Raw genomic sequence first — 2586 nt, 5'->3', positions numbered from 1 at the left:
TAAATTTGACGAACTACTAGCGGCAGAGCCGCAATTCAGCATTCCCATTCCCAGTCAGAGACTGGGAACTAGATTAATGATATGATTACAAATCACGGTGACTAAATGATTTTGCGTTTGCACCTGTGTAGGTTTTCACAATATGTCCATTACCAGACATTTGATATTTATATGTAATCAAACCTTCTAAACCAACTGGTCCGCGCGGGGGCATTTGTTGGGTACTAATTCCCACTTCTGCACCAAATCCATAACGGAAACCATCAGCAAATCGGGTAGAACAATTATGATAAACTCCCGCTGCATTGACTAAGCCTTGAAATGTTTCTGCGGCTGTAATATCTTCAGTAATGATTGCTTCTGTGTGCCGAGAACCATAATTTTCAATATGGGATATTGCTTCATTTAAAGAATCAACAATTTTAATGGCTAAAATTAAATCGCTGTATTCTGTTTGCCAGTCTATTTCTGTGGCTGGGGCAATATCAGATAAAATTTGTATAGTACGTTCATCACCTTTTAATTCTACATTTTGTGCTTGTAAAGCTGTGGCAACTTGGGGGAGAAATTCGGCAGCAATGCTACTATGAACTAGCAAAGTTTCAATGGCATTACAAGCAGCGGGATATTGAATTTTAGAATCTACAGTAATACTAATAGCTTTGGCAATATCAGCGGCTTGATCTACATAAAGATGACAAATGCCATCAGCATGACCTAATACGGGAATCCGGGTATTATCTTGGACAAATTTCACAAAAGCATTAGAACCTCTAGGAATAATTAAATCTACATATTTATCTAATTGCAAAAGTTCTAATATTTCTTCTCTCGTGGTTAACAATTGCACCGCATCAGGATTAACTGCTGTGTGAGATAATCCTTGTTTAATGGCTTTAATTATCGCTTCGCAAGAACGTAATGCTTCTTTACCACCTTTGAGAATTACACCATTACCGGATTTAATTGCTAAGGAAACTATTTGAATTGCGGCTTCGGGACGGGCTTCAAAAATGATGCCTAAAACGCCTAAAGGACAGGTGATACGTTTGAGAATTAAACCAGTATCAATTTCCCGATGAATTTGAACTTTACCAATAGGATCATCTAGTTTACCAACATCTCGCACACCAGCGATCGCATCCCTTAATTTATGTTCATCCAAAAGTAACCGTTTATAAAGGGGTTTGGCGATTCCTGCCGCTGTCGCTGCTTGACAATCAGCCAGATTTGCTTGCAAAATATCATCCTTGGCCAATTCTAAAGCTTGTGCGATCGCTTCAATAGCTTGATTTTTGGACTCAGAGGAGAGAACTGCCAGCTTACTAGCAGCTTGACGGGTTTGTTGAGCGATAGCTTCGCTGGCAGTAGGCATCGCAGATAGAGGAGAAATAATTTTGAAATTAGTCATAAGAATACCTGGTAAGGAATGTGAATTAAATAAGGTGCAAAAGTAGGGTGTGTTAGCGACAGCGTAACGCACCATTCCAGGTTACATCAGAATTGCAGGTTATTAAATTTGCGTTCCTTAGTGGGAAACCTTTGAGGAAAAAATTAGCTGAAACAGCTAATTTTTGACCCTATTTTTTGAAATTCACTAAATCGAGTCTAGACACTTAACCTTCTTGAACTCGACGTTCAAATTCTTCGGAAGTTTTTCCAACTACATCTAAGGCTGAGGGATAGATATCATTATGCTCCTGTTTCAGCCAGCCTAAGAGATTGGCAATCTGAGCATTCCGTAAATCTAAATCAGTCTGAAAAATGATTGAAGTCGCCATCGCTTCAGCATATTGATGTGGATGGCCTTGCTGCACAAAAACATCCACCAAAGCGGCTAAAGCTGTCTGTGGAATATTAACGGGAGTCCCTTCTGTAGACATAATTTCTGAAAAAAATAAAATTCACAGCCCATTATAATTTACCCATAGGAAAGAAAATTTTAATTTATCTATAGGAAATAGGAATTTGATTTACTTGATACAAGGGAACAGGAAAGCAGTTTTGGCAAGTTAACTTTTCCCAAGATACTTCCTTATTTACCTACTAAGGAGTAATAACACTTGATGTTGAAAACTCTATCGGGTGATACGATTTACGGTAAATTACACAATTTAGGTTCTATTTATTAACTAAGCATATCCAGTATTCGATATGCTTTTAAAATTTAAAGGTAATTTTTAATCGTTAACTTTAGAACATGAGTATAAATTAATGATTGCTGATAAATTAAATTATTATTACGTACGTGTGAAAAAAAACAAATGCAAATCACTACTACATAAGCCAATCTCACCTGCGTGTACTAATGAAAAATCAGGGGTTTGAAAACAGTGGAGGCATCTTTCTCTTTCTAAGGAGAGTATAAATTTATCTTTGTCAAAACTCTATTAAGTCCTGCTATATTTAATGGCTATGTATATTATTTTATAGTAAATTTCAGATCTCAGAAACTTTACATTTATTTATCTATTTTTTCTTTACATCATGAAGATTCGATGATAATTTGTTGAGGTGTCGGTCGGAGTGCTTAACCGATAGTCATAAAACTAACAAAAAGGAATTAAAAAAATGGCAGTTGAAAAA

The 2586-nt window shown here is 36.5% G+C and carries 2 protein-coding genes; both read right to left on the bottom strand.

Going from position 1 to position 2586, the window contains the following annotated elements:
* Positions 1-85 precede the first annotated feature (85 nt).
* Positions 86-1411, bottom strand: coding sequence for a glutamate-5-semialdehyde dehydrogenase (locus tag FJR37_RS14805; RefSeq protein WP_174763430.1), 1326 nt, complete (start codon positions 1409-1411; stop codon positions 86-88).
* A gap of 205 nt (positions 1412-1616) precedes the next feature.
* Complete coding sequence (locus FJR37_RS14800; protein WP_039203151.1) at positions 1617-1883, bottom strand: hypothetical protein; 267 nt, start codon at positions 1881-1883, stop codon at positions 1617-1619.
* Positions 1884-2586: the final 703 nt, after the last annotated feature.

This window comes from Aphanizomenon sp. UHCC 0183, from assembly GCF_009712065.1.
GTDB lineage: Bacteria > Cyanobacteriota > Cyanobacteriia > Cyanobacteriales > Nostocaceae > Dolichospermum > Dolichospermum heterosporum.
Note: the sequence above shows the minus strand (reverse complement) of the source record. Positions and strands in the feature narration are given on the sequence as shown.

Bases quoted from the DNA above. Each gene is read 5' to 3' on its own strand.
- FJR37_RS14805 (WP_174763430.1), bottom strand. From the start codon at position 1,411: ATGACTAATTTCAAAATTATTTCTCCTCTATCTGCGATGCCTACTGCC.
- FJR37_RS14800 (WP_039203151.1), bottom strand. From the start codon at position 1,883: ATGTCTACAGAAGGGACTCCCGTTAATATTCCACAGACAGCTTTAGCC.